The following is a 25,855-nucleotide window of genomic DNA, read 5'->3' as shown; positions in this document are numbered from 1 at the left end:
GCGTTTTATTGTGGGAAGACTTATTGGACTTTCGCTCAAGTAGAGTTTTTACTCAATTTCCTCACTGGATTGGGATTGAAATTCCAATTAATTTCTCTGAGTAGAGTGTCTTGATATTGGCTTCATCAATAGAGTCCTTATTAATTTTACGTTTCAAGAAAAATTCTTGAATGGTTTCGATTTCAGGCTCACGAATAGCACGGTGTTTGTTTGAGATGAGGATTTCATAGTGAAGCGGCGCTTGGGTAAAAATAACATCTGTATTCCCTGCAGAATAAACCTCAACAAGGGTTGCATCGGTACTTTCTAGCTGATTTTTTACAAGTTGCGAGTGTGAGTTTGTCGTATTGATAAGCTTCATAATATTTCCTCCGATTTTCTAATTCTATTATAGCACTTTTTGAATAAAGTCGCTTGATTTATACTCAATGAAANNAGACTGACGAAGTCAGTGACCATATCTACGGTCAGGCGACGCTGACGTGGTTTGAAGAGATTTTCGAAGAGTATTAGTCAATCTTATGCTGTTTTTTCCAAGATTGGATGGCCCATTTATGGCTACCACGTTTAAGATTTTGGATAGCCTCGTCAATAGGGAACCAGGCAATATGATTAAAGTCTTCTAGTGGATTTTGCACTTCTTTGAAAGAAGTCGCTTCATAGAGGTGGGCAGGATTGTAGTAGTAGGTATCACGATGACGAGAGTAGAAGTATTCATCAGCCTGTCCATAATAGGTACCAATTTCAGCTGTGAAACCAAGCTCTTCAATCAATTCACGCTTTAGGGCTTCCTGATGATTTTCACCTGCTTCAATTTCGCCACCTGGTAGGAACCAAGCGCCATTAGGTGCTTGAACAAGAACAATTTGTTTTTGTTTAGCGTCAGGGATAACTGCATACACTCCATAGCGTGCAACATAGTCTGTATTTGCTTTTTTTTCTCCGAAAGTTGGGTTTGCCATTGCATTTTCCTCATTATCTAGTATCTTTATTATTATCATAATGGACAAAGGCAGAGCTGTCAAGAACTTATAGTTATTTTAGTAAAAAGAGCAGAAAATTTTCATTTTCTACTCCTTTTCTATAGGATTTATACTTCTTTTTCATAAGTTTTTACTTCAACTTTTTTGGCAGACTTAATTTGAATGTTTCCCTTGCTAGTCAGAACTGCTTTGAGGTCTTTTTCGCTTGGATTTTCAAGGTAGTAGTCAGTGATTGCGTCCTCAATATAGTCTTGAATAGTCCGACGAAGTGGGCGTGCTCCCATTTTTGGATCATAACCTAGGTCAACCAGCTTTTCCTTGACCTTGTCAGTTACATCCAAATGAATGTTGTTGCTAGAGAGGCGCTTGTTAACATCTGCTAGCATGAGCTCGACAATCTGAAGGAGATTATCCTTGCTGAGAGCCTTAAATTCGATAATGCCATCAAAACGGTTCATAAACTCTGGGCTAAAGAAGTTGCCGAGTTCACCGAGAACAGAGTTGGTACGTCCTTCTCTAGTAGCCCCAAATCCAACGTTGGCTTCAGACTTACCTGTACCTGCATTTGAGGTCATGATAATGATGGCATCCTTGAAGCTAACGGTCCGTCCTTGCCCATCTGTCAAACGACCATCGTCCAAGACTTGTAGAAACATGTGCATAACATCTGGGTGAGCTTTTTCCACTTCATCGAGAAGGATGAGAGAATATGGATTGCGGCGAACTTTTTCAGTTAATTGACCAGCCTCATCATAGCCAACATAACCTGGAGGAGCGCCGACCAACTTAGCCACACTGTGTTTTTCCATGTATTCACTCATATCAAAGCGAATCATACTATCAGCAGAACCAAAGAGTTCGATAGCTAATTGTTTGGAAAGTTCTGTCTTACCGACCCCAGTTGGTCCGACAAAGAGGAAGCTTCCAATTGGACGGTTAGGCGTACCAAGACCGACACGATTACGGCGAATAGCCTTAGCAATCTTATCGACTGCATCATCTTGGCCAATAATATGAGACTTGAGATCTTCGGCTAGATGGATGAGTTGAGATTGTTCTTTCTCTTTTAAATCACCAACAGGGATGTTGGTTTTCTGCTCAATAATATGCTCAATGGTTTTTTCACTGATGATTGGAGTATCCTGGTCTGTGACCTTTTTCTTTTGCATTTCCTTATATTTGGCAATCTGGTCACGGAAGTAGGCGGCTTTTTCAAAATCTTCTTCTCGTGTAGCTTGAGACTTGAGATTTTCAGCCTCAATCAAGCGCTGATCAATGACTTTAGGGTCTACAAAATTCAAGGTCAAATTCATCTTAGAACCAGCTTCATCTAGGAGGTCAATGGCCTTGTCAGGTAAGAAGCGATCTTGGATGTAACGATTGGAAAGAGTTGCAGCTGCTTCAATTGCAGCATCGGTATATTGAACGTGGTGGTAGTCTTCGTATTTCTTTTGAATCCCTTTGAGGATAGTGATTGTTTCTTCCACCGTTGGTTCATCAACCTTGACAGGCTGCATACGACGCTCGAGGGCAGCATCCTTTTCAATGATACGGTATTCATTGAGGGTAGTAGCGCCGACCAGTTGCAGTTCCCCACGAGCAAGGGCTGGCTTGAGGATATTTCCTGCGTCCATATTACCATCACTCGCAGAACCAGCACCGACAATTTCATGGATTTCATCGATAAAGAGGATGATGTCCTCACGTTTGCGAATTTCTTCCATGAGTTTTTGCATGCGTTCTTCAAATTGTCCACGGATCCCCGTTCCTTGCACCAAGCTAACCACATCCAGACGGATGACTTGTTTACCTTGGAGTTTATGTGGAACATCGCCATCAACGATTTTCTGAGCTAGACCTTCGACAACGGCCGTTTTTCCGACACCCGGTTCACCGATAAGAACAGGATTATTCTTGGTTCTACGATTGAGAATCTCGATGACACGGATAATCTCATTGTCGCGCCCAATAACGGGGTCAATGTCTCCACGACGGGCAATCTCAGTTACGTTGATACCAAATTCTTCCAGCAGGCCTTTTTCTTGGCTTGCTGGTGGAGTTTGAGCAGAACCACGATTTTGGGAACCATAACCGCCGTTTCCACCGTAACCTCCACCTGATTGGGTTGGGGGAATAGGAGGAGTATTGCTAGAAGGTCTGAAATTGTTTAGGTCATTGAAAAAATCACCAAAGGGATCGAAGTCACGATTGTTCAGATCCGTCATACCTTTGAAGAGGCTATTGTTAGGATCTGTTTTGATAATCTTGTAGCAGTTTTGACAGAGGTCAATTTGTTTTTGTTTTCCATTGAGATTGGTGTAAAGATGAATTGTTGAGTCGTTGATTTTACAGTTTTGACAAAGCATACATCTACCTCATTTCTTTCTTTATCCTGATCTGTTTAAAGGTCAAAAATAGTCAAATTCCTATACTCTCATTATAACAGGATTGGGGTGTAAAGCAAGTAAAAAGATTGCAGCTTTGAAAAGTTGTTACAATGAAAATTTTTGTGAATTTGGACTATAAAAAAATCCTATTTGTGAGACAAAAAGGATTTTGGTTAGACATGCAGGGACAATCCCAGCTTGTTTTAGATTAGTAGAGAAGTTCGTAAATCTCCATTGCAATTAAGTCAATGCTATCAAACGTATACGTTTCGCGAGCTTCTACGTCACGAAGGGTAAAGATTGAGCCGTTTTCTTCGTCGTGGCTGTACGCAACTTCTGCAACAACAACTCCTTCACGTTCAAAATTACGTTTTAAATTTCCGCCATCGTTTGCCATTGCTTCAAGGCGGTTGATGATTCTAACCAAATGTGATTCCATTTTGATTCTCCTTCATTTCTTATCGTTACTATTTTACCATAAAGGAGGCCAACTTGACTAGAAAAAAACTAAGATTTCTCGCTAATTCTGCTAGTTTAAAGATTTTTAAATAAATTGGATAAAAGATTTGAATTTTAATTCAATATACGTTATAATCATACAGTATTCTATTTTAGAAAGCAGTGTGACTATGAATTTTTCTTTTTTACCTAAGTATTTACCTTATTTTAACTATGGGGCTGTTGTGACGGTTCTTATTTCTATCTGTGTTGTCATTTTGGGAACCATTTTGGGGGTTGTCTTGGCTTTTGGGCAACGTTCAAAGTTTAAACCGCTTGTTTGGCTGGCCAACTTGTACGTTTGGATTTTCCGTGGGACACCGATGATGGTTCAGATTATGATTACCTTTGCTCTTATGCACATCAATGCTCCGACTATTCAGGTTGGGATTTTGGGTGTTGATCTTTCTCGTCTGATTCCAGGGATTTTGATTATTTCTATGAACAGTGGTGCTTATGTTTCTGAGACTGTTCGTGCTGGGATTAATGCGGTTCCTAAGGGGCAGTTAGAGGCGGCCTATTCTTTAGGGATTCGTCCTAAAAATGCGATGCGTTATGTGATTTTGCCACAAGCAATCAAAAATATCTTGCCAGCATTGGGGAACGAATTTATCACCATTATCAAGGACAGCTCCCTCTTATCAGCTATTGGGGTCATGGAGTTGTGGAATGGGGCTACAACAGTTTCTACAACAACCTATCTACCTTTAACACCACTTTTATTTGCAGCATTTTACTACTTGATTATGACCTCTATTCTGACAGTAGCCTTGAAAGCTTTTGAAAAACATATGGGACAAGGAGATAAGAAATAATGACAGAAATCTTGATAAAAATTGAAAATTTACATAAATCTTTTGGAAAGAATGAAGTATTGAAGGGCATCAACCTCGAGATTAAAAGAGGAGAAGTTGTCGTTATCATCGGTCCTTCAGGGAGCGGGAAATCTACCTTGCTTCGCTCTATGAATTTGTTGGAAGAAGCAACTAAAGGAAAGGTTATCTTTGAGGGAGTCGATATTACGGACAAGAAGAATGACCTCTTTGCCATGCGTGAGAAGATGGGCATGGTTTTCCAACAATTTAATCTCTTTCCTAATATGACTGTGATGGAAAATATTACCTTGTCACCTATCAAGACCAAAGGTGAAAGCAAGGCAGTTGCTGAGAAGAGAGCTCAAGAGCTGTTGGAAAAAGTTGGTTTGCCGGATAAGGCAGACGCTTATCCACAGAGTTTGTCAGGTGGGCAGCAGCAACGGATTGCTATCGCGCGTGGGTTGGCTATGGAACCAGATGTTTTATTCTTTGACGAGCCAACTTCAGCCTTGGATCCTGAAATGGTGGGTGAGGTATTGGCTGTTATGCAAGATCTAGCCAAATCAGGAATGACCATGGTTATCGTAACACATGAAATGGGATTTGCCCGTGAGGTGGCAGATCATGTCATCTTTATGGCAGACGGTGTGGTTGTTGAAGACGGAATACCTGAACAGATTTTTGAACAAACCCAAGAACAACGGACTAAAGACTTCTTGAGTAAGGTTTTATAATCTATTTTAAAATTTCAAGACAAGATTAGTGAAAAGCTCAACCAGAGCTTTTTCTTATAGTTTGAAACTATAGGATAGCCTAGGAAATAAGTGTTAGGGGGTGCAGGCAGTTTTTGCTATAATGGAAGATATTTGAAAGAAAAGAGAATTGATATGACACAGATCATTGATGGGAAAGCTTTAGCGGTCAAATTGCAGGGGCAATTGGCTGAAAAGACTGCAAAATTAAAGGAAGAAACAGGTCTAGTACCTGGTTTGGTAGTGATTTTGGTTGGGGATAATCCAGCCAGCCAAGTCTACGTTCGCAACAAGGAGAGGTCAGCTCTTGCGGCTGGTTTCCGTAGCGAAGTAGTGCGAGTTCCAGAGACCATTACTCAAGAGGAATTGTTAGACCTGATTGCTAAATACAATCAGGATCCAGCTTGGCATGGGATTTTGGTTCAGTTGCCATTACCAAAACATATCGATGAAGAGGCGGTTCTATTGTCTATTGATCCAGAAAAGGATGTGGATGGGTTCCATCCCTTAAACATGGGGCGTCTCTGGTCTGGTCATCCAGTCATGATTCCATCAACACCTGCAGGGATTATGGAAATGTTCCATGAATATGGGATTGATTTGGAAGGTAAAAATGCGGTCGTCATCGGTCGTTCAAACATTGTTGGAAAACCCATGGCCCAGCTTCTTTTGTCCAAGAATGCAACAGTAACCTTGACCCATTCACGCACCCATAATCTTGCCAAGGTGGCTGCTAAAGCAGATATTCTGGTGGTCGCAATCGGTCGTGCTAAGTTTGTGACTGCTGACTTTGTCAAACCAGGTGCGGTTGTCATTGATGTCGGTATGAACCGCGATGAAAATGGGAAGCTCTGTGGAGATGTTGACTATGAGGCAGTTGCCCCACTTGCTAGCCACATCACACCAGTTCCTGGAGGTGTAGGCCCTATGACCATTACCATGCTAATGGAGCAAACTTATCAGGCAGCACTTCGGACATTGGACAAGGACTAGGAAAATGAAATTCGTATTTGATTTGGATGGGACGCTGTCTTTTGACTATATGACCATAGATGAAGAGATTAGGCAGGTTCTTTTAAAGGCTGAAGATTATGGACATGAGGTTGTATTTGCCTCAGCACGCTCTTATCGGGATTGTTTAGGCTTATTAGGTTCCGAGCTTAGTCAGCGCTTGGTCATAGGTTTGAATGGTGGTGTAGCCTATTATCTAGGAAAAGCTATCTATGAAATGAATCTCGATGCTAGGATTTATCAGGCTTTAGTGGATTATTGCCAGACCTATAATCTTCCTTTCTTTGTAGATGATTGCTTTGACTATAGTGGTCAGATTCTAGAGAAGATTCCATTTTTCTCCAGTGTGGATCCCCTAAAGGTAGCTCGTCATCAGAAACTCGAGGACTTAGGGACTCCGATTAAGGTAGTCGTTTATATGGGTGACCATGAGGATTTACTTGATGATCTGCTTGGTCAGTTAGAAAGACTGGAGCTAGCCCATCTGTCTTATCATACGCATGAAAAGTGTCTTTATGTCAACCCCTTGGATACTCATAAGGCGACAACTGTTGAAAAGTTATGTGGGGAGAACTTCATTGCTTTTGGAAATGACCAAAACGATATTGAACTGTTTAAAACGTCTCTCTATTCTGTCCAGATTGGAGATTTCGCTGGCCTTACTCCATATGCAGATGAAACGCTAAAGATAAAGGGAGCTCCTTCTCCGACAGTAGCAGACAAAATCTTACAAACTTTTACGGAATTTAAGGGAAAATAGTAGAAAAGGAGGTCTGCGCCTCCTTTTTGTTGTATAATAAAAGCGAGAGGAAAAAAGGATGAAAGTGATTGATCAAACTTTACTAGAAAAAGTTATTATTGAACGTTCTCGTACAAGTCATAAAGGAGACTACGGTCGTCTACTGCTGCTTGGTGGTACTTATCCTTATGGAGGTGCCATCATCATGGCTGCTTTGGCAGCTGTAAAAAGCGGTGCAGGATTGGTGACCGTTGGAACGGACAGGGAAAATATTCCAGCTCTGCACAGCCATTTACCTGAGGCTATGGCATTTTCTCTTCAAGACAAGCAATTGTTAAAAGAGCAGTTGGAGAAGGCAGAAGTTGTCTTGCTGGGACCTGGTTTAGGAGACGATGCTTTTGGAGAAGATCTAGTCAAACAGGTCTTTGCTAGCTTAAAACAGAATCAGATTTTGATTGTAGATGGTGGTGCCCTGACCATTCTTGCTAGGACAAGTTTGTCGTTTCCGTCTAACCAGCTTATCCTAACTCCCCACCAAAAAGAATGGGAAAAGCTGTCTGGTATTGCTATTGAAAAGCAAAAGGAAGATGCAACAGCTAGTGCCCTGACTTCATTTCCTCAAGGAACAATTTTGGTGGAGAAAGGTCCGGCTACTCGTATTTGGCAAGCTAGCCAATCTGATTATTACCAGTTACAGGTTGGTGGTCCCTATCAGGCGACTGGGGGAATGGGAGATACTATCGCTGGAATGATTGCAGGATTTGCAGGCCAATTCCGACAGGCCAGTCTCTACGAATGTGTGACGGTAGCGACCCATCTTCATTCAGCTATTTCCCAAGAACTAGCTCAAGAACAGTATGTGGTTTTGCCAACGGAGATTAGTAATTGTATTCCTAAAGTAATGAAAATTATTTGTCAACAAGAGAGGGTAAGCAAAGATAAACTTGTTTAAAATAGATAGATAAACCCACTTCCTTCTCTTAATTTATGATTCTTGAAATGCGCCTGCTTTAATGCTAAACTAGACGTATCAAAGTTAAGGTCTTGTTTTTGGAACTGGAAAGAGATGAACAAAGCAAATACATAAAAGATAAACTCATTTTTATTCGTTTGATAAAAAGAAAATGCATATTTTCAAAGAAAGATTGATGAAAAATGTAAATTTGATCTTTTCACTTGAATAAAAAGCGATTTCATAGTAAAATAAGAACTGAGAATGATGGAGGTAAATCGGTGGAAAATCTGAAGAAAATGGCAGGTATCAAGGCTGCTGAGTTCGTGAGCGATGGAATGGTCGTTGGACTTGGAACAGGCTCGACTGCCTATTATTTTGTAGAAGAAATCGGTCGTCGTATCAAGGAAGAAGGATTGCAGATTACAGCTGTAACAACTTCTAGTGTGACCACTAAACAGGCAGAAGGCCTTAATATCCCGCTCAAGTCTATTGACCAAGTAGACTTTGTCGATGTGACGGTTGATGGCGCGGATGAAGTGGATAGTCAGTTTAACGGAATCAAAGGCGGTGGTGGTGCCCTTCTCATGGAAAAGGTGGTCGCAACACCATCAAAAGAATACATTTGGGTGGTGGATGAAAGCAAGCTGGTCGAAAAACTAGGTGCTTTTAAATTGCCAGTAGAAGTGGTTCAGTATGGCGCAGAACAAGTCTTTCGTCGTTTTGAGCGAGCTGGCTACAAACCAAGTTTCCGTGAAAAAGACGGCCAACGTTTTGTGACGGATATGCAGAATTTTATCATTGACCTCGCCTTGGATGTCATTGAAAATCCAATTGCTTTTGGACAAGAATTGGACCATGTCGTTGGTGTTGTGGAGCATGGTTTATTCAACCAAATGGTGGATAAGGTAATCGTTGCTGGACGAGATGGAGTTCAGATTTCAACTTCAAAAAAAGGAAAATAGAAGGGGGCATAAGATGTCTAAATTTAATCGTATTCATTTGGTGGTACTGGATTCTGTAGGAATCGGTGCAGCACCAGATGCTAATAACTTTGTCAATGCAGGGGTTCCAGATGGAGCTTCTGACACACTGGGACACATTTCAAAAACAGTTGGTTTGAATGTCCCAAACATGGCTAAAATAGGTCTTGGAAATATTCCTCGTGAAACTCCTCTTAAGACTGTAGCAGCTGAAAGGAATCCAACTGGATATGCAACAAAATTAGAGGAAGTATCTCTTGGTAAGGATACTATGACTGGACACTGGGAAATCATGGGACTCAACATTACTGAGCCTTTCGATACTTTCTGGAACGGATTCCCAGAAGAAATCTTGACAAAAATCGAAGAATTCTCAGGACGTAAGGTCATTCGTGAAGCTAACAAACCTTACTCAGGAACAGCCGTTATCGATGATTTTGGACCACGTCAGATGGAAACTGGAGAGTTGATTATCTATACTTCAGCTGATCCTGTTTTGCAAATTGCTGCCCACGAAGATATTATTCCTTTGGACGAATTGTACCGTATCTGTGAATACGCTCGTTCAATTACACTTGAGCGCCCTGCCCTTCTAGGTCGTATCATTGCTCGCCCTTATGTAGGTGAACCAGGTAACTTCACTCGTACGGCAAACCGTCGTGACTTGGCTGTATCTCCATTTGCCCCAACTGTTTTGGATAAATTGAATGAGGCTGGTATCGATACTTATGCTGTTGGTAAAATCAATGATATCTTTAACGGTGCTGGTATCAACCATGATATGGGTCACAACAAGTCAAACAGTCATGGAATAGATACACTATTGAAGACCATGAGCCTTGCTGAATTTGAAAAAGGATTCTCATTCACAAACTTGGTTGACTTTGATGCCCTTTACGGCCACCGTCGTAATGCTTACGGCTATCGTGATTGCTTGCATGAGTTTGATGAACGCTTACCTGAAATTATCGCAGCCATGCGAGAGAACGACCTTCTCTTGATTACTGCTGACCATGGAAATGACCCAACCTATGCAGGAACAGACCACACTCGCGAATATATTCCACTTTTGGCTTACAGTCCTGCCTTTAAAGGAAATGGTTTGATTCCAGTTGGACATTTTGCAGATATCTCAGCGACTGTTGCAGATAACTTTGGTGTTGAAACAGCTATGATCGGGGAAAGTTTCTTAGATAAATTGGTATAAGATGACGCGCTATGCTCTGCTGGTGAGAGGCATCAATGTTGGTGGCAAGAATAAGGTCGTCATGGCGGAGCTTCGTCAAGAATTGACAGACTTGGGACTGGAAAAGGTTGAAAGCTACATCAACGGTGGCAACATTTTCTTTACTTCGACTGTTCCAAAAGTCCGATTGGTTGAAAAGTTAGAGGCTTTCTTTACAGTCCATTATCCATTTATTCAGAGCTTTTCTTTGCTGAATCAAGAAGGCTATGAAGCAGAAGTGGAGAATCTACCAGTTTGGTGGAATGAAGACTTGGCACGAAAAGATGTCCTCTTTTACACTGAGCTTTTGGATGTGGAGCAAGTCATCACGACAGTTGAGAGTTTAGAGCTGAAAGATGAGGTCGTTCATTTTGGAAAACTTGGGATTTTCTGAAGAATCCTACTCTAAGACTGCCTATCACAAGTACTTGCTCAAGGTGCCTTTCTACCGCCATATTACTATTCGTAATGCTAAAACCTTTGACAAAATTGGTCAAATGCTAAAAAAATAATAAAGGAGACACACAATGACATTTTTAAACAAAATCCATGAAACTGCTACTTTCCTGAAAGATAAAGGAATCCAAACGCCTGAGTTCGGTCTAATTCTTGGGTCAGGACTTGGAGAATTAGCAGAAGAAATCGAAAATCCAGTTGCAGTAGACTATGCTGAGATTCCAAACTGGGGCCGTTCAACAGTAGTTGGTCACGCTGGTAAATTAGTATATGGTGAACTGGCAGGTCGCAAGGTCTTGGCTCTTCAAGGTCGCTTCCATTTCTACGAAGGGAATCCTCTGGAAGTGGTGACTTTCCCAGTACGTGTCATGAAAGTTCTTGGATGTGAAGGTGTCATTGTAACCAATGCAGCTGGTGGTATTGGATATGGTCCTGGTACTTTGATGGCTATCTCAGACCATATCAATATGACGGGGCAAAATCCATTGATGGGTGAAAACTTGGATGACTTTGGTCCTCGTTTCCCAGATATGTCTAAGGCCTACACACCAGAATACCGTGCTACTGCCCATGAAGTGGCTAAAAAACTTGGTATCAAGCTTGATGAAGGTGTCTATATCGGTGTAACTGGTCCAACTTATGAAACACCAGCAGAAATTCGTGCCTATAAGACACTGGGAGCTGATGCAGTCGGTATGTCTACGGTTCCTGAAGTTATTGTAGCAGCCCATTCAGGTTTGAAAGTTCTAGGAATTTCATGTATTACTAACTTTGCGGCTGGTTTCCAAGAAGAACTCAATCACGAAGAAGTTGTAGAAGTAACCGAACGTGTCAAAGGTGACTTTAAAGGCTTGCTTAAAGCGATTCTTGCAGAATTGTAAGAAAAAAGATTTAAAAGGGGGAATGCCTCTTTCCTTTCATGGTTGACTATTCGGAACAAAGAAGAAACATAGGTAGACTATGGGTTTCTTCCTACTCTTGTACCTGAAAGAGTCTGATAGTTAGCATTGTGAAAGATAAGATTCTAGGATGCTAGCATTAGTTTCCTAGCCAAGCAGACTAGGATGATAAGGAAAGATAAGAATGAATTTACTTTCTGAATTTCTTAGCCCTGTCCTATATATAGCACAAGGAGATTTAGTTTGAGTCTGCTTATAAATAAACGAAAAGAAAGATAAGAAATAATGAAAATTGGTCAACGAATTATGCGTTTTGGCATAAAAAAATTAAGTATCGGAGTTGTATCTGTTGCAGTCGGCTTCGCATTTCTAGCTCCAGCTGGAATTTCAGCCAATGAACTAAAGCAAGATGTAACATCTGAAGTGGCAACAAGAGTGCTAGATTCTAAGGAGGAATTGAGAGAGCCAGAAAATGTTGCTCCAAAACTAGAAACTCCTCTTACAGAGGAGTCAAGACTAGCTCCTCAACCGCTTCCGGAAGCAAGTGAAGTTCTTGAAAACAAAAGGGAAGAGTCAAAAGTAGAGATAACAGAGCCGGCTCAAGACTCACCTATTCATGCTCCTGTAGAAGAAACTAAAGAGGAAGTTGTGACAGAAAAACCAACAAATACTCGTTCTTTAACAGCAGAAGATTTGGTGAAGATTTCCAAAGGGGAATTGCATTTAGAAAATGATTTGATTGATGAATCTCTCTACGGTGAAAAAGTTCTTGATTTGGAAGGGGATGATGACCAAGATGGCATCAAAAACAAAGATGAACTTTATGTGTACAACAAAGATGGTAAGGATTATCTAGGATATAACAGTCATCCCTTGCTAGCAGACAGTGATGGGGATGGTTTGGCAGATGGGGAAGACGACAATAAGAAAGAATGGTATGTCACAGACCGTGATTCTCTTCTCTTTATGGAGTTAGCCTATCGAGACGATGATTATATTGAGAAAATTTTAGATCATAAGAATCCTTTCCCTAGTCTCTATCTTGACCGTCAAGAATACAAACTCATGCACAATGAATTGGCTCCTTTCTGGAAGATGAAAAAAGCCTACCATACAGATAGTGGCTTGGATGCTTTCTTATTTGAGACCAAGAGCGACCTTCCTTATCTCAAAGATGGAACGGTGCACATGTTGGCTATACGTGGAACAAGACGGAATGATGCGAAAGATTTAAGTGCAGATTTTGTTTTGTTAGGAGGAAATAAACCAGCGCAAGCGGATGATATCCGCAAGGTTGTTGGGGAATTAGCCAAGGATACAAGTATTACCAAGTTGTATATGACAGGCCATTCTCTTGGAGGCTACCTAGCTCAGATTGCAGCGGTTGAAGCTTACCAAAAATATCCTGATTTTTATAACCATGTATTGCGAAAAGTGACGACTTTCAGTGCGCCTAAAGTGATTACTTCCAGAGCGGTTTGGAATGCTGAGAATGATTTCTGGGATGTTGGTTTGGAAAGCCGTAAATTAGCTGTTAGTGGAAAAATTAAGCATTATGTGGTTGATAATGATAATGTTGTGACTCCCTTGATTCATAACGATCGTGATATTGTTACATTTACAGGTAATTCACGCTTTAAACACCGTTCTCGTGGCTATTTTGAAAGTCGAATGAATGATATTCCTAACTTTAATATTGGTAAACGAACTACCTTGGATAAACATGGTTATCGTGATCCGAAATTGGATAAAGTGCGATTCTTTAAGAAACAGGCTCTGCCCCAATCTTCTAGTGAACCAAGCGCGGAACCAATGGAAAATATTACCTTAGGGAAACAGGTTACTCAAAGTTCGACAGCTTTCGAAGGAGATGCTAGAAGAGCTGTGGATGGCAAAGTTGATGGTAACTATGGTCACAATTCTGTCACTCATACCAACTTCCAATCTAAGCCTTGGTGGCAAGTAGATTTGGCTAAAGAAGAAACCATTCGCCAAATCAATATTTACAACCGAACAGACACTGCCCAGGATAGATTGGCAAACTTTGATGTCATTCTTTTAGATAGTTTTGGTAAAGAAATTGAGAGAAAACGAATAACATCTCTTAAAGATGTGTCAGCACAAATTGCGATTAACCATAAAAAAGCGCGCTATGTTCGGATTGAGCTAGAAGGCTATAATGCCCTCAGTCTTGCAGAAGTCCAAGTATATCGTGCTGAGAATATCGCTTGGAAAAAACAAGCTAAGCAAAGTTCTACTGATTTTGGTGGAGATGCTAGTCGTGCCTTGGATGGCAATACCAATAGTAGTTATAGCCAGCAATCAATTACCCATACAAAATTTGAAAACCAGCCTTGGTGGGAAGTTGATTTAGGTCGTACAGAACAGGTAGGACTTGTTCGCCTTCATAACCGTGGGGATGGAGAGCTTTCTAAACGTCTGTCAGACTTTGATGTGATTTTATATGATGAAAAAGGGAAAGAAGTTGCTAGACAGTATGTTGCTAAACTTGACGGAACGAGCTTGGATGTTCAATTAAATGGGAAATTGGGACGCCGTGTTCGTGTGCAATTACGTAAGAACAATCAAGCCCTCAGTCTTGCAGAAGTAGAAGTTTTCCGCTTTATCGCTACGAATGGTGAGACAGCGACACAAGTTTCTAAGCCAGTTCAACCAATCAGTCAGACTCCTGCCAAAGAAAAAACATTGACAATTCAACATAGTGGAGCTTACATTGCCCGCTACTCTATAACTTGGGAAGAAGTTACAGTAGATAAAGATGGAAACCAAGTTGTTCGTAGTCGTTCTTGGGAAGGAAACGGTCGCAACCAGACTGCAGGTTTTGTCCTCAACTTCCCAATCAAAGAAAATATGAGGAATCTGCGAATTAAGATTGAGAAAAAGACAGGTCTACTATGGAATAGATGGCAAACAATCTATGAAAATAGACCAATTTTAGCTCAACCCCACCGTAAAATTACCCATTGGGGAACAACATTAAATTCTAAGATTTCTGATGACGATGTCTTGTAAAAAATCCTACTATTCAAGAATGAGATGATTTAGTCTATAATAGAAGAACTACCTGAGCTTGAATAGAACTCAGGTAGCTCTCTGTGAAAGAACAAAATTAAACAGAAAGGTATAGTGAGGTGTTCTAATTTGAACACGAGCGGAAAACTTTTCTAAAAACTCAGAAGAGAAGGGGAGTTCGGGTTTGAATTGAATCCGGTCTAATCTTCTCAATATCATCAAAATTAAGAAAGAAAGGAATTGAACCCACCCTAAAAGCAGTGGGAAAAAGATAGTTGGTCTAGCGAGCATCGCTCACTGCACCCAACTCCTATTTTCCCTTTGCTTTTTGACGGGTTTGGTATCTTTCTGATTATAAATTTTAGAATAAAGAAAGGATGGGTTAACTGTATTCATTGAACTGAATACGGGCGGAGAACTGTGTAAAAAAGATAAACTGTCTAGCATCTGGGATGCGTCGTCAGTTTTCTATTTTTACTTTGTTCTATGTCGCTATCCTAAATATACAAAAAAAGAAAGGTAGAGCGTGTGTTCTGATTTGAACACGAGCGGAAAACTTTTCTAAAAACTCAGAAGAGAAGGGGAGTTCGGGTTTGAATTGAAGCCGGTCTAATCTTCTCAATATCATCAAAATTAAGAAAGAAAGGAATTGAACCCACCCTAAAAGCAGTGGGAAAAAGATAGTTGGTCTAGCGAGCATCGCTCACTGCACCCAACTCCTATTTTCCCTTTGCTTTTTAACGGGTTTGGTATCTTTCTGATTATAAATTTTAGAATAAAGAAAGGATGGGTTAACTGTATTCATTGAACTGAATACGGGCGGAGAACTGTGTAAAAAAGATAAACTGTCTAGCATCTGAGATGCTTCGTCAGTTTCCTATTTTTACTTTGTTCTCTGTAGCCCTTTATATCTTAATTATGTCTATCCATATTGCTGCTCAGCAGGGTGAAATTGCTGAAAAAATTCTTCTTCCTGGGGATCCTCTTCGTGCTAAGTTTATTGCGGAGAATTTCCTTGAAGATGCTGTTTGTTTTAACGAAGTGCGTAACATGTTTGGTTACACTGGTACTTACAAGGGCCACCGTGTATCAGTCATGGGAACTGGGATGGGGATGCCATCTATTTCGATTTATGCGCGTGAGTTAATTGTTGACTACGGTGTGAAAAAATTGATCCGTGTGGGAACTGCTGGTTCTTTGAATGAAGATGTTCACGTTCGTGAATTAGTTTTGGCGCAGGCGGCTGCAACTAACTCAAACATCGTCCGAAATGACTGGCCACAGTATGATTTCCCACAAATCGCTAGCTTTGATTTGCTTGATAAGGCTTATCATATTGCCAAAAATCTCGGTATGACAACCCACGTTGGGAACGTTTTGTCATCTGATGTCTTTTATTCAAACTACTTTGAAAAGAACATTGAGCTTGGTAAATGGGGGGTCAAGGCTGTGGAAATGGAAGCAGCAGCTCTTTACTATCTGGCTGCTCAGCACCATGTTGATGCGCTTGCTATCATGACCATATCTGATAGTTTGGTCAATCCAGACGAAGACACGACTGCAGAAGAACGCCAAAATACCTTCACAGATATGATGAAGGTTGGTCTAGAAACCTTGATTGCTGAATAAAAGAGAACACAAAAGGAAGACTTTCTGGATGAAAATCTTCCTTTTTTAGTCATTCAGTTCATACTGTGACCTTAATGAAATGTTGCTCTATCGTCTATTTTTTAAGAGATTGCAAAAAACAATCAATCTCTGCTTGAGAATGGAGAATACGCATCTTTTCTGGGTAAGTATTGTTTAAATATTGGTATCTATCCTTAGCATTTTTTGTTCGACCATCCCAGAGAATCCAACGAATAAATTCCCAGTTGAATTGCTCGGGGCATCCCTTAGCCATGCTTTCTCTCACTTTTCCTCTGTATTTTAAATAGCGCTTAAAGGCTCTTAGCAAACAATTCCAAGCAGAGAAGTTTAAAAAGATGATCTGGTTAGCTTCCTGCATTCTTTCTTCGTAATAACACCAAGAATAATTACCATCGATGACCCAAGCTTCATGCTTGGTGAGAAAATTTTTCATCTCGGTTAACATCCAATCACGGTCACTGTCTTGCCAACCAGGTTGAAATTGGAGTGTGTCCATATGAAGTTTTGGGATGGAGTAGTAGAGAGATAACTTTTCAGCTAGCGTTGACTTACCAGCACCAGAATATCCGATAATTGCAATTTTCATTTTCTACCTTTTCCTATTTGGAGACAAAAAAACAGCCTCTATGGACTGTTTCTTATTTAGCAAGTTTAGCTGAAAGACGAGCTTTATCGCGGCTTGCTTTGTTTTTGTGAATCAAACCTTTAGTTTCTGCTTTATCGATAGCTGAGCTAGCAGCACGGAAAAGTTCTTCAGATGGGTTTGCTTCGAAAGCTTTGATAGCAGTACGCATAGCTGATTTTTGAGCTGAGTTCTTTTCGTTTTGTTTAACGTTCAATTCAGCGCGTTTGATAGCTGATTTAATGTTTGCCAATGTTCTTACCTCCATATTTACTAACTATACCATTATATCTGAAAACTTACGTTTTGACAAGGGAAAATTACTTTTTTAAGTAAATTTCATCGATTTCATGGTTCTTGCTTTTATGAAGAATCACTTCCGCACGATTTCTGGTTGGTTCAATATAATTTTGTAGATTTGTGAGATTGATACTGGTCCAGACCTGATGGGCAAAGGACTCCACTTCCCCAATCGGCATCTGAGTAAAACGATAATAGTAGCTATCAGGGTCGTTTTGGGCTAGGCTCAGCATTTTCAAGAAACGGTCCAGATACCAACTCTCAATATCATCCACTCCAGCATCAACATAGATGGAAAAGTCGAAGAAGTCAGTGATATAGAGACGTTCGTTTTGTGGATTTTGAAAGACATTGATTCCTTCAACAATCACAAAATCAGCAGCTTTGACACTTTGCTTTTCCTCAGGTACGATGTCGTAGATTTCATGAGAATAGACAGGAATATCCACATCTTGTCCATTTTTGATGCAGTCCAAGAAGTTGAGAAGAGCTTCCATATCATAGCTTTCAGGAAATCCCTTACGATTTAGAATCCCTTGTTCAATCAAGGTCTGGTTGGGATAGAGAAAGCCGTCAGTTGTTACCAACTCAACCGTAGCATCTGTAAGTGTACGGGACAGTAGGATTTGAAGTAGGCGACTGGTTGTGGATTTTCCAACGGCAACACTCCCAGAAACCCCAATGATAAAAGGCTGGGATTTGCTTTCACGTTGAAGGAAAATCCCTTTTGAAAAGGCCAAATCATCCTTGGTACGCTTGTAAATCTGGATGAGATGGGCTAGGGGGAGATAGACATCGGTAACATCCTGCAAGCTAATCTGGTCATTAAAACTCTTGATGGATTCTAATTCCTCTTCTGTCAAAGGAGGTGTTGTCTTCCGATGTAAAGATTGCCAAGTTTGGCGGCTGATTTTTTCAAAATGTAAAAATTCGTTGGTCATTTGTTTTCCCCTAGATATTTTGTCTATCATACCATAAAAAGTTAAAAAAATAAAGCGGTTTCTTGAATGTGGTAAGTCAATAGTATATAATATAAGTAGATAGAGGATGAACAATTTATTGATGAAGTAGGAGCTGCTTTCTACTGACTTATCAGCTATAAAGGGGGCTTTGGGGTTTATAACTTATAGGAGGTGTACTATGAAAATCTTGAAACGTTACCTATTGGAACTCTGTTTTATTTTAAGTTTTGCCTTACCTTTTATAAAAGGAGTCAATGCGGATAATGGTAGACGCTTTGTGGAAATCTATTACGGTTTTACTTTTTTGATGGAACATGCCATTGTAACAGCTGTCTTTATCTGTTCGCTTTTGATTGCTTTCTTCCTAAAAAAACGGTGGACGAAATGGCTTGCTGCTGGTAGTTATTTCTTTTTAGTTCTATGGATTGCGACAGAGGGTTATTTCTTCCGCATGTCACTAGAAGATTTGATACGACTTTGGACAAGTTTGGAAATCCTGACACAAACGTATCAATTGGGCTTTTATCTAAATATTTTGTTGGGAATTTTGTTGATAATTAAGTATCTGAAGGTTAAGCAATAGTAATAAAAATGCGCTTGATTATAGACAATAAATTTGTTGTTTTATCATGACAATGATAGCTGTAGTCCTAGATGAAATACAAGTTGCTTATAAAAGTTGAAAGAGATTGAAGGGGAGCTATTGTAACGCACCTTCCTTCAATCTTTTTGTTTTATTCTGGATATGTAAACGATTTACAATTCGATCCAAAATATGATAGAATAGGGTTATGAATAAAATGTACTATGCAGAAAATCCTGACGCTGCTCACGACATTCATGAGTTGAGAGTGGAGTTGTTGGGAGAAAAAATGACCTTTTTAACGGATGCGGGTGTTTTTAGCAAGAAAATGATTGACTTTGGAAGTCAACTCTTGCTCAAGTGTCTGGAGGTCAACCAAGGAGAGACAGTCCTTGATGTTGGCTGTGGTTATGGACCTTTGGGTTTGTCCTTAGTCAAGGTTTACGGCGTTCAGGCGACCATGGTCGATATCAATAATCGTGCCTTGGATTTGGCGCGACAAAATGCTGAACGAAATAAAGTAGAAGCGACGATTTTCCAGTCCAACATTTATGAACAAGTTGAAGGTCAATTTGACCATATCATTTCCAATCCCCCTATTCGTGCTGGAAAAAAAGTCGTTCATGAAATCATCGAGAAAAGTAAAGATTTCTTGGAAACTGGTGGAGATTTAACAATCGTCATCCAGAAAAAGCAAGGGGCTCCAAGTGCCAAGTCTAAGATGGAAGATGTGTTTGGCAATTGTGAAATCCTTAAAAAAGATAAGGGATACTATATCCTTAGAAGTGTGAAAGAATGAGAGCAGTTGATTTAATCCAAAAAAAACGAGACGGTCAAGAATTGACTTCAAGTGAAATTGAATGGCTGGTAGAAGGCTATGTGTCAGGAACTGTCCCTGATTATCAAATGTCTGCCTTTGCTATGGCTGTCTATTTCAAAGGAATGACGACACGAGAAATCTCAGATTTGACTATGAAGATGGTCAAGACTGGTCAAGAGTTTGATTTATCCGCTATTGATGGGGTTAAGGTTGACAAGCATTCTACTGGTGGTGTCGGCGATAAGGTAACCTTGATTTTAGCTCCTCTTGTTGCTAGCTTCGGTGTGCCTGTAGCAAAAATGAGTGGTCGTGGTCTCGGCCATACTGGTGGGACAATTGATAAATTGGAATCCATTAAGGGCTATCAAGTCGAGCGCAGTCAAGAAGATTTCATTCGTCAGGTTCAGGATATTGGTGTATCTGTCATTGGGCAATCAGACCAGCTGGTTAAAGCAGATAAACTTCTCTACGCCCTCCGTGATGTGACCGCAACTGTCGACACGATTCCTTTGATTGCGAGTTCGGTGATGAGCAAGAAAATCGCGGCAGGAGCGGATGCTATTTTGCTAGACGTAACTGTCGGTGAGGGCGCCTTCATGAAGACGGTTGATGAGGCGCGTGAGTTGGCTCAAACCATGGTGGAACTTGGTAAGGCTGTTGGCCGGAAGACAGTAGCGGTGATTACGGATATGAGCCAGCCTTTAGGGCGTGCGATTGGAAATCGTCTGGAAATCCTTGAAGCATTGGAGATTCTACAAGGTCAAGGACGTCAGGATATTACCCACTTTATTTGTGAATTGGCTCAAATTATGCTTGGTCTGGCAAATGTAAATAAAACAGTTGAAGAAGTTCGCCAACATCTTGAAAATGGCCAAGCGCTGGCTAAGTTTGAGGAAATGGTCCAAGCCCAAGGTGGAGACTTAGAAGACCTCTATCGTCCTGTAAATGTGTCCCATGTGGTGGAAATCCCTGCTCAGGAAACGGGTGTCATTTCAGCTCTTCCAGCAATGGAATTTGGGCTTTATGCCATGAGACTGGGGGCAGGCCGTGCAGTCAAGTCTGATGCCTTGGACTATGAAACAGGAATTGTTTTTGAAAAGAAGGTTGGAGATTCTGTTCAAACGGGAGAAATTGTTGCAAAAGTATACACAAATGGAAAAATTTCTCCTCAGCTAGTTACAGATTTTCAAAAATATGTTAAAATAAATGATAGGGTGCAAAGTTTACGAGAAATTATAGAAATTATCTCATAAACAGCAGGAGAATCCGAATATGAAATTAAATAAATATATCGATCATACGCTTTTAAAACAAGATGCAACAGAAAATCAAATTGATTGTTTGTTGTCTGAGGCTAGGGAGTATGATTTTGCCAGTGTTTGCGTTAATCCGACCTGGGTTGAACATGCCAAAAAAGGGCTTGAAGGCACAGATGTCAAGGTCTGCACAGTAGTAGGTTTCCCTTTGGGGGCAACAACTTCAACTGTGAAAGCTTTTGAGACAAAAGAAGCTATCCAAAATGGTGCAGATGAGATTGATATGGTGATCAATGTTGGGACTCTCAAATCAGGCAATTTAGCCTTGGTAGAGTCAGATATTCGCGCAGTCGTGGAAGTAAGTGGTGACAAGTTAGTGAAAGTCATTATTGAAGCGTGCCTTCTGACAGACCAAGAAAAAGTTGTGGCTTGCCAATTAGCCCAAAAAGCTGGAGCTGACTTTGTCAAAACATCTACTGGCTTTTCAACTGGTGGTGCTACGATAGCAGATGTTCAACTAATGCGTGAAACAGTTGGAACTGAGATGGGTGTCAAGGCTGCTGGTGGAGCTCGTTCTTATGCAGATGCTCTAGCCTTTGTAGAAGCAGGGGCGACCCGTATCGGAACGTCAGCTGGGGTAGCCATTCTAAAAGGAGAATTGGCAGATGGCGACTACTGAGTTGATTGAACTGGCAATTGAAACCAGCAAACATGCCTATGTCCCCTATTCTCACTTTCCTATCGGAGCAGTTTTAGTAGCCAAAGACGGAAGTGTTTACACGGGAGTGAATATCGAAAATGCTAGCTATCCTTTGACCAATTGCGGTGAGAGAACAGCCATTTTTAAGGCTGTATCTGAAGGGCAAAGAGAATTTTCAGAGCTGATTGTTTATGGTCAAACTGAAAAACCGATTTCACCATGTGGTGCTTGTCGCCAAGTAATGGTCGAATTTTTTGAACAAGATCTAAAAGTGACCTTAGTCGCAAAAGATAAATCGACGGTCGAGATGACGGTCGGGGAATTACTTCCATACTCTTTTACAGACTTAAATTAGTCTGAGTCGCTCTCTGAGTGGCACGGTCCTTGCGGCCAACCAATCCATACTTGCAACATCGTTGCACATCTTATTTAGGAGGTTCAGTAATGAACAAGAAACAATGGCTAGGTCTTGGCCTAGTAGCAGTGGCAGCAGTTGGACTTGCTGCATGTGGTAACCGCTCTTCTCGTAAGGCAGATTCATCTTCTGATGTGAAGACAAAAGCAGCAATCGTCACTGATACTGGTGGTGTTGATGACAAATCATTCAACCAATCAGCTTGGGAAGGTTTGCAGGCTTGGGGTAAAGAACACAATCTTTCAAAAGATAACGGTTTCACTTACTTCCAATCAACAAGTGAAGCTGACTACGCTAACAACTTGCAACAAGCGGCTGGAAGTTACAACCTAATCTTCGGTGTTGGTTTTGCCCTTCACAATGCGGTTGAAGAAGCAGCTAAAGAACATTCTGACTTGAACTATGTCTTGATTGATGATGTGATTAAAGATCAAAAGAATGTTGCGAGCGTAACTTTCGCTGATAATGAGTCAGGTTACCTTGCAGGTGTAGCTGCAGCAAAAACAACTAAAACAAAACAAGTTGGTTTTGTAGGTGGGCAGGAGTCAGAAGTTATCTCTCGTTTTGAAGCAGGATTCAAGGCTGGTGTTGCGTCAGTAGACCCATCTATCAAAGTACAAGTTGACTACGCTGGTTCATTTGGTGATGCTGCTAAAGGTAAAACAATTGCAGCCGCACAATACGCAGCCGGTGCAGATATTGTTTACCAAGTAGCTGGTGGTACAGGTGCTGGTGTCTTTGCAGAAGCAAAATCACTTAACGAAAGCCGTCCTGAAAATGAAAAAGTTTGGGTTATCGGTGTTGACCGTGACCAAGAAGCAGAAGGTAAATACACTTCTAAAGATGGTAAAGAATCAAACTTTGTTCTTGTATCTACTTTGAAACAAGTTGGTACAACTGTAAAAGATATTTCTAACAAAGCAGAAAAAGGTGAATTCCCTGGTGGTCAAGTAATCGTTTACTCATTGAAGGATAAAGGGGTTGACTTGGTAGTAACAAACCTTTCAGAAGAAGGTAAAAAAGCTGTCGAAGATGCTAAAGCTAAAATCCTTGATGGAAGCGTAAAAGTTCCTGCAAAATAATGGATGGAAGTCATTTCTTAGGAAGCGGCCCTCGGTCGCTTTTTTAAGAGTTGAGACAAAGTCATTTTGTCTCAGTAAAGCTTGCTACTAGACAAACTAGCAAGTTTTATTGAAATAAAATAAGACTCTGAAAGGAAGAGCACATGGCACACGAAAATGTCATAGAGATGCGTGATATTACCAAGGTGTTTGGCGAATTTGTTGCCAACGACAACATCAACCTGCACCTACGAAAGGGTGAAATTCATGCACTTTTAGGAGAAAATGGGGCTGGAAAGTCCACGCTCATGAACATGTTAGCAGGACTTCTTGAACCAACTAGTGGTGAAATCGCGGTCAACGGTCAAGTTGTCAACCTCGACTCCCCATCTAAAGCAGCTGGCTTGGGAATCGGAATGGTTCACCAGCACTTTATGTTGGTAGAGGCTTTCACGGTGGCTGAAAACATTATTTTAGGAAGTGAATTGACTAAAAATGGTGTACTAGATATCGCTGGAGCTAGCAAAGAAATCAAGGCTCTTTCTGAACGTTATGGCTTAGCTGTGGACCCTTCTGCCAAGGTGGCAGACATCTCAGTTGGAGCCCAACAACGTGTAGAAATTTTAAAAACCCTTTATCGGGGAGCTGATATTCTTATTTTTGACGAACCAACGGCTGTTTTGACTCCATCAGAAATTGAGGAGTTGATGGCTATTATGAAAAATCTTGTCAAAGAAGGAAAATCAATTATCTTGATTACCCACAAGTTGGACGAAATTCGCGCAGTTTCTGACCGCGTTACGGTTATCCGTCGTGGGAAATCAATTGAAACCGTCAAAATTGCAGGGGCTACTAATGCTGATTTGGCAGAAATGATGGTAGGACGTTCTGTTTCCTTTAAAACAGAGAAGCAAGCCGCTCAACCAAAAGAAGTGGTCTTGTCTATTAAAGACTTGGTGGTCAATGAAAACCGCGGTGTCCCAGCTGTTAAAAATCTGTCCTTGGATGTTCGTGCTGGAGAGATTGTTGGTATTGCGGGGATTGATGGAAATGGTCAGTCTGAACTGATTCAAGCCATTACAGGTCTTCGCAAGGTTGAATCTGGAAGCATCGAGCTAAAAGGAAATTCAATTGTAGGCTTACACCCACGACAAATTACAGAACTAAGCGTGGGACACGTTCCAGAAGACCGTCACCGTGATGGTTTGATTTTGGAAATGATGATTTCTGAAAATATTGCCCTTCAAACCTACTACAAAGAACCACATAGTAAAAATGGAATTTTGAACTATTCAAATATTACTTCTTATGCTAAAAAGCTAATGGAAGAATTTGATGTTCGTGCTGCCAGCGAAATTGTGCCTGCAGCTGCACTCTCAGGAGGAAATCAACAAAAAGCAATTATTGCTCGTGAAATTGATCGAGATCCTGATCTCCTTATCGTCAGCCAGCCAACTCGTGGTTTGGATGTCGGTGCCATTGAATATATCCACAAACGCTTGATTGAAGAGCGTGATAATGGCAAGGCTGTCCTTGTTGTCAGCTTTGAATTGGATGAGATTTTAAACGTCTCAGACCGTATTGCCGTTATCCACGATGGGAAGATTCAAGGTATTGTATCACCAGAAACAACCAATAAACAAGAACTTGGTGTCTTGATGGCTGGTGGAAGCTTGGGAAAGGAGAAGAGTGATGTCTAAAAAATTACAACAAATTTCGGTTCCCTTGATTTCTGTATTCCTAGGAATTTTACTCGGAGCCATTGTTATGTGGATCTTCGGTTATGATGCTATTTGGGGCTACGAAGAATTGTTCCATACAGCCTTTGGTAGTTTGCGTGGAATTGGAGAAATCTTCCGTGCCATGGGGCCTTTGGTCTTGATTGGTCTTGGTTTTGCTGTTGCCAGTCGTGCAGGTTTCTTTAACGTCGGGCTTCCTGGTCAGGCTTTGGCTGGTTGGATTCTCAGTGGTTGGTTTGCCCTGTCGCATCCAGATATGCCTCGTCCATTGATGATTCTAGCAACTATCGTGATTGCCTTGATTGCTGGAGGAATTGTCGGCGCGATTCCAGGTATTTTGAGAGCCTATCTAGGGACGTCAGAGGTTATCGTAACCATCATGATGAACTACATTGTCTTGTATGTAGGGAATGCCTTTATCCATGCTTTCCCTAAAGACTTCATGCAAAGTACAGATTCGACCATTCGTGTTGGGGCTAATGCAACCTACCAGACACCTTGGTTGGCTGAGTTGACTGGTAACTCGCGGATGAATATTGGTATTTTCTTTGCTATCATTGCCGTTGCAGTTATTTGGTTTATGCTCAAGAAAACAACTCTTGGTTTTGAAATCCGTGCGGTTGGTCTTAATCCACATGCTTCAGAATATGCTGGTATTTCTGCAAAACGGACTATTATCCTATCAATGATTATTTCAGGTGCTTTGGCAGGTCTTGGTGGAGCTGTTGAAGGACTTGGAACCTTCCAGAACGTCTATGTTCAGGGGGCGTCATTGGCTGTTGGATTTAACGGGATGGCAGTTAGTCTGCTTGCAGCCAACTCACCAATTGGTATTCTCTTTGCAGCCTTCCTATTTGGTGTTCTCCAAGTTGGAGCCCCTGGTATGAATGCGGCGCAGGTACCGTCTGAGCTTGTCAGCATTGTAACAGCGTCTATTATCTTCTTTGTCAGTGTTCATTACCTTATCGAACGCTTTGTCAAACCGAAAAAACAAGTTAAAGGAGGTAAGTAAAG

The 25,855-nt window shown here is 41.0% G+C and carries 25 protein-coding genes and 1 pseudogene; 19 read left to right on the top strand and 7 right to left on the bottom strand.

Annotated features, from left to right (window positions below; translation table 11 throughout):
* Positions 1–61 precede the first annotated feature (61 nt).
* From HT699_RS09525 to HT699_RS09510, 4 genes are all read right to left on the bottom strand, one after another.
* The gene (locus tag HT699_RS09525; protein ID WP_000767185.1) at positions 62–361 is read right to left on the bottom strand and encodes a DUF1827 family protein; all 300 of its coding nucleotides are present in this window, start codon (positions 359–361) and stop codon (positions 62–64) included.
* Positions 362–509: 148 nt separating this feature from the next.
* Complete coding sequence (locus HT699_RS09520; RefSeq protein ID WP_050971398.1) at positions 510–962, bottom strand: NUDIX hydrolase; 453 nt, start codon at positions 960–962, stop codon at positions 510–512.
* 128 nt (positions 963–1,090) lie between these two features.
* Positions 1,091–3,349, bottom strand: a complete 2,259-nt coding sequence (locus tag HT699_RS09515) for an ATP-dependent Clp protease ATP-binding subunit (protein WP_138706518.1) — start codon at positions 3,347–3,349, stop codon at positions 1,091–1,093.
* Positions 3,350–3,578: 229 nt separating this feature from the next.
* On the bottom strand, positions 3,579–3,809 hold the full coding sequence (locus HT699_RS09510; RefSeq protein WP_000443574.1) for a DUF1797 family protein: 231 nt from the start codon (positions 3,807–3,809) through the stop codon (positions 3,579–3,581).
* A 190-nt stretch (positions 3,810–3,999) separates the two neighbouring features.
* Between HT699_RS09510 and HT699_RS09505 the strand changes: the two genes are divergently transcribed.
* The 11 genes and pseudogenes from HT699_RS09505 to deoD all read left to right on the top strand — a co-directional run bounded on the left by HT699_RS09505 (position 4,000) and on the right by deoD (position 16,362).
* A complete protein-coding gene (locus tag HT699_RS09505; RefSeq protein ID WP_031222958.1) occupies positions 4,000–4,683 on the top strand; it encodes an amino acid ABC transporter permease in 684 nt (227 codons plus the stop codon).
* Positions 4,683–5,417, top strand: coding sequence for an amino acid ABC transporter ATP-binding protein (locus HT699_RS09500; protein WP_166731247.1), 735 nt, complete (start codon positions 4,683–4,685; stop codon positions 5,415–5,417). Before HT699_RS09505 ends, HT699_RS09500 begins: the two co-directional genes overlap by 1 nt.
* Positions 5,418–5,570: 153 nt before the next feature.
* Complete coding sequence (locus HT699_RS09495; RefSeq protein WP_172934312.1) at positions 5,571–6,428, top strand: bifunctional methylenetetrahydrofolate dehydrogenase/methenyltetrahydrofolate cyclohydrolase; 858 nt, start codon at positions 5,571–5,573, stop codon at positions 6,426–6,428.
* 4 nt (positions 6,429–6,432) lie between these two features.
* Positions 6,433–7,206: an HAD hydrolase family protein gene (locus tag HT699_RS09490; RefSeq protein ID WP_050261468.1), complete on the top strand. Its 774-nt coding sequence runs from the start codon at positions 6,433–6,435 to the stop codon at positions 7,204–7,206.
* A gap of 58 nt (positions 7,207–7,264) precedes the next feature.
* Positions 7,265–8,137, top strand: a complete 873-nt coding sequence (locus tag HT699_RS09485; protein ID WP_172934311.1) for an NAD(P)H-hydrate dehydratase — start codon at positions 7,265–7,267, stop codon at positions 8,135–8,137.
* Between the two features lie 281 nt (positions 8,138–8,418).
* Positions 8,419–9,102, top strand: a complete 684-nt coding sequence (gene rpiA, locus HT699_RS09480) for a ribose-5-phosphate isomerase RpiA (RefSeq protein ID WP_000429303.1) — start codon at positions 8,419–8,421, stop codon at positions 9,100–9,102.
* A 13-nt stretch (positions 9,103–9,115) separates the two neighbouring features.
* The gene (locus HT699_RS09475; RefSeq protein WP_050261467.1) at positions 9,116–10,327 is read left to right on the top strand and encodes a phosphopentomutase; all 1,212 of its coding nucleotides are present in this window, start codon (positions 9,116–9,118) and stop codon (positions 10,325–10,327) included.
* A gap of 1 nt (position 10,328) precedes the next feature.
* Positions 10,329–10,876: pseudogene (locus HT699_RS09470) on the top strand (DUF1697 domain-containing protein).
* Positions 10,873–11,682 (top strand): purine-nucleoside phosphorylase, encoded by an 810-nt coding sequence (locus HT699_RS09465; protein WP_172934310.1) that lies wholly within the window; start codon positions 10,873–10,875, stop codon positions 11,680–11,682. The pseudogene HT699_RS09470 and the gene HT699_RS09465 overlap by 4 nt, the downstream one beginning before the upstream one ends.
* A gap of 303 nt (positions 11,683–11,985) precedes the next feature.
* Positions 11,986–14,733, top strand: coding sequence for a thiol-activated cytolysin C-terminal domain-containing protein (locus HT699_RS12065; RefSeq protein ID WP_172934309.1), 2,748 nt, complete (start codon positions 11,986–11,988; stop codon positions 14,731–14,733).
* A 918-nt stretch (positions 14,734–15,651) separates the two neighbouring features.
* Positions 15,652–16,362 (top strand): purine-nucleoside phosphorylase, encoded by a 711-nt coding sequence (gene deoD / locus HT699_RS09455; protein WP_172921677.1) that lies wholly within the window; start codon positions 15,652–15,654, stop codon positions 16,360–16,362.
* A gap of 94 nt (positions 16,363–16,456) precedes the next feature.
* Here deoD and HT699_RS09450 read toward each other — a convergent pair whose 3' ends face one another.
* From HT699_RS09450 to coaA, 3 genes are all read right to left on the bottom strand, one after another.
* Complete coding sequence (locus HT699_RS09450; RefSeq protein ID WP_000684199.1) at positions 16,457–16,969, bottom strand: DNA topology modulation protein; 513 nt, start codon at positions 16,967–16,969, stop codon at positions 16,457–16,459.
* A gap of 52 nt (positions 16,970–17,021) precedes the next feature.
* Complete coding sequence (rpsT, locus tag HT699_RS09445) at positions 17,022–17,258, bottom strand: 30S ribosomal protein S20 (protein WP_001274000.1); 237 nt, start codon at positions 17,256–17,258, stop codon at positions 17,022–17,024.
* 67 nt (positions 17,259–17,325) lie between these two features.
* The gene (coaA, locus tag HT699_RS09440) at positions 17,326–18,246 is read right to left on the bottom strand and encodes a type I pantothenate kinase (protein ID WP_120007871.1); all 921 of its coding nucleotides are present in this window, start codon (positions 18,244–18,246) and stop codon (positions 17,326–17,328) included.
* A gap of 199 nt (positions 18,247–18,445) precedes the next feature.
* On the opposite strand from coaA, the gene HT699_RS09435 reads away from it, so the two are divergent.
* The 8 genes from HT699_RS09435 to HT699_RS09400 all read left to right on the top strand — a co-directional run bounded on the left by HT699_RS09435 (position 18,446) and on the right by HT699_RS09400 (position 25,853).
* The gene (locus HT699_RS09435) at positions 18,446–18,850 is read left to right on the top strand and encodes a hypothetical protein (protein WP_023932819.1); all 405 of its coding nucleotides are present in this window, start codon (positions 18,446–18,448) and stop codon (positions 18,848–18,850) included.
* A gap of 208 nt (positions 18,851–19,058) precedes the next feature.
* On the top strand, positions 19,059–19,649 hold the full coding sequence (locus HT699_RS09430; RefSeq protein ID WP_078934288.1) for a class I SAM-dependent methyltransferase: 591 nt from the start codon (positions 19,059–19,061) through the stop codon (positions 19,647–19,649).
* Positions 19,646–20,923: a pyrimidine-nucleoside phosphorylase gene (locus HT699_RS09425; RefSeq protein ID WP_138706124.1), complete on the top strand. Its 1,278-nt coding sequence runs from the start codon at positions 19,646–19,648 to the stop codon at positions 20,921–20,923. Before HT699_RS09430 ends, HT699_RS09425 begins: the two co-directional genes overlap by 4 nt.
* Before the next feature lie 19 nt (positions 20,924–20,942).
* Positions 20,943–21,605: a deoxyribose-phosphate aldolase gene (deoC, locus tag HT699_RS09420; RefSeq protein WP_023932823.1), complete on the top strand. Its 663-nt coding sequence runs from the start codon at positions 20,943–20,945 to the stop codon at positions 21,603–21,605.
* Complete coding sequence (locus HT699_RS09415) at positions 21,592–21,981, top strand: cytidine deaminase (RefSeq protein ID WP_000246089.1); 390 nt, start codon at positions 21,592–21,594, stop codon at positions 21,979–21,981. Before deoC ends, HT699_RS09415 begins: the two co-directional genes overlap by 14 nt.
* 89 nt (positions 21,982–22,070) lie before the next feature.
* Positions 22,071–23,123: a BMP family protein gene (locus tag HT699_RS09410; protein WP_001036123.1), complete on the top strand. Its 1,053-nt coding sequence runs from the start codon at positions 22,071–22,073 to the stop codon at positions 23,121–23,123.
* 143 nt (positions 23,124–23,266) lie between these two features.
* Positions 23,267–24,802 (top strand): ABC transporter ATP-binding protein, encoded by a 1,536-nt coding sequence (locus HT699_RS09405; protein WP_172921674.1) that lies wholly within the window; start codon positions 23,267–23,269, stop codon positions 24,800–24,802.
* Positions 24,795–25,853, top strand: coding sequence for an ABC transporter permease (locus tag HT699_RS09400; RefSeq protein WP_023940959.1), 1,059 nt, complete (start codon positions 24,795–24,797; stop codon positions 25,851–25,853). The genes HT699_RS09405 and HT699_RS09400 overlap by 8 nt, the downstream gene beginning before the upstream one ends.
* The last annotated feature ends 2 nt before the right edge of the window (positions 25,854–25,855 follow it).

The organism is Streptococcus sp. 1055 (assembly GCF_013276815.1).
Lineage (GTDB): Bacteria > Bacillota > Bacilli > Lactobacillales > Streptococcaceae > Streptococcus > Streptococcus pseudopneumoniae.
This window is presented reverse-complemented; position numbering and strand designations above follow the sequence as displayed.

Bases quoted from the DNA above. Each gene is read 5' to 3' on its own strand.
- HT699_RS09525 (WP_000767185.1), bottom strand. From the start codon at position 361: ATGAAGCTTATCAATACGACAAACTCACACTCGCAACTTGTAAAAAAT.
- HT699_RS09520 (WP_050971398.1), bottom strand. From the start codon at position 962: ATGGCAAACCCAACTTTCGGAGAAAAAAAAGCAAATACAGACTATGTT.
- HT699_RS09515 (WP_138706518.1), bottom strand. From the start codon at position 3,349: ATGCTTTGTCAAAACTGTAAAATCAACGACTCAACAATTCATCTTTAC.
- HT699_RS09510 (WP_000443574.1), bottom strand. From the start codon at position 3,809: ATGGAATCACATTTGGTTAGAATCATCAACCGCCTTGAAGCAATGGCA.
- HT699_RS09505 (WP_031222958.1), top strand. From the start codon at position 4,000: ATGAATTTTTCTTTTTTACCTAAGTATTTACCTTATTTTAACTATGGG.
- HT699_RS09500 (WP_166731247.1), top strand. From the start codon at position 4,683: ATGACAGAAATCTTGATAAAAATTGAAAATTTACATAAATCTTTTGGA.
- HT699_RS09495 (WP_172934312.1), top strand. From the start codon at position 5,571: ATGACACAGATCATTGATGGGAAAGCTTTAGCGGTCAAATTGCAGGGG.
- HT699_RS09490 (WP_050261468.1), top strand. From the start codon at position 6,433: ATGAAATTCGTATTTGATTTGGATGGGACGCTGTCTTTTGACTATATG.
- HT699_RS09485 (WP_172934311.1), top strand. From the start codon at position 7,265: ATGAAAGTGATTGATCAAACTTTACTAGAAAAAGTTATTATTGAACGT.
- HT699_RS09475 (WP_050261467.1), top strand. From the start codon at position 9,116: ATGTCTAAATTTAATCGTATTCATTTGGTGGTACTGGATTCTGTAGGA.
- HT699_RS09465 (WP_172934310.1), top strand. From the start codon at position 10,873: ATGACATTTTTAAACAAAATCCATGAAACTGCTACTTTCCTGAAAGAT.
- HT699_RS12065 (WP_172934309.1), top strand. From the start codon at position 11,986: ATGAAAATTGGTCAACGAATTATGCGTTTTGGCATAAAAAAATTAAGT.
- deoD (WP_172921677.1), top strand. From the start codon at position 15,652: ATGTCTATCCATATTGCTGCTCAGCAGGGTGAAATTGCTGAAAAAATT.
- HT699_RS09450 (WP_000684199.1), bottom strand. From the start codon at position 16,969: ATGAAAATTGCAATTATCGGATATTCTGGTGCTGGTAAGTCAACGCTA.
- coaA (WP_120007871.1), bottom strand. From the start codon at position 18,246: ATGACCAACGAATTTTTACATTTTGAAAAAATCAGCCGCCAAACTTGG.
- HT699_RS09435 (WP_023932819.1), top strand. From the start codon at position 18,446: ATGAAAATCTTGAAACGTTACCTATTGGAACTCTGTTTTATTTTAAGT.
- HT699_RS09430 (WP_078934288.1), top strand. From the start codon at position 19,059: ATGAATAAAATGTACTATGCAGAAAATCCTGACGCTGCTCACGACATT.
- HT699_RS09425 (WP_138706124.1), top strand. From the start codon at position 19,646: ATGAGAGCAGTTGATTTAATCCAAAAAAAACGAGACGGTCAAGAATTG.
- deoC (WP_023932823.1), top strand. From the start codon at position 20,943: ATGAAATTAAATAAATATATCGATCATACGCTTTTAAAACAAGATGCA.
- HT699_RS09415 (WP_000246089.1), top strand. From the start codon at position 21,592: ATGGCGACTACTGAGTTGATTGAACTGGCAATTGAAACCAGCAAACAT.
- HT699_RS09410 (WP_001036123.1), top strand. From the start codon at position 22,071: ATGAACAAGAAACAATGGCTAGGTCTTGGCCTAGTAGCAGTGGCAGCA.
- HT699_RS09405 (WP_172921674.1), top strand. From the start codon at position 23,267: ATGGCACACGAAAATGTCATAGAGATGCGTGATATTACCAAGGTGTTT.
- HT699_RS09400 (WP_023940959.1), top strand. From the start codon at position 24,795: ATGTCTAAAAAATTACAACAAATTTCGGTTCCCTTGATTTCTGTATTC.